This window comes from Erwinia sp. PME.40.26/001 (assembly GCF_055556675.1).
This window is the reverse complement of record NZ_JBVHNP010000031.1, coordinates 1-441: the sequence shown is the minus strand read 5'-3', so window position 1 is coordinate 441 and position 441 is coordinate 1. Positions and strand designations below refer to the sequence as shown.

General features: G+C 75.7%; 1 protein-coding gene. It reads right to left on the bottom strand.

Going from position 1 to position 441, the window contains the following annotated elements; all coding sequences use genetic code 11:
- Positions 1-112: 112 nt before the first annotated feature.
- A partial coding sequence (locus ACZ3HG_RS23065) for a hypothetical protein (RefSeq protein ID WP_465334612.1) occupies positions 113-441 on the bottom strand: 329 nt, incomplete at its 5' end.

Below are 441 nucleotides of genomic sequence, written 5' to 3'. Positions count from 1 at the left end.
GACGGGGTGGGATGCCATCACCCTGGCGATCGCATCGGCGCTCGGTGTCGCGGCGCTCGCCGTCGGCGTCGCGATCCGGCGTGCGCGACGGCGTCGGGCGTGAGTCGCGCGCTCAGCGGTAGTGCGTGACCCAGGCCCAGATCGGGGGACGGCGGCGCCGCGCGGCGGTCTCGCGCGCCTGGTGCACCGCACGGAGGGCGGCGACGGGCTCCGCGCCGGCGGCGTCCGTTCGGTCGGTCTCCGCGTTGACCGGCGGCGGGGCCGGTACCGCGGATCCCTCGGCGAGTTCGATCGCGAGCTCGGCGACATCGACCGCGGTGGGCCTGGCATCCGGATCCGGGTCGGTCATGGCGGTGAGCAGGAGCTCCCAGCCGTAGCCGAACCGCGTCGGGATCTCGGGGTCGTAGCCGAGGGGCGCGAGGAGGAGTTCCTGCACGGCCC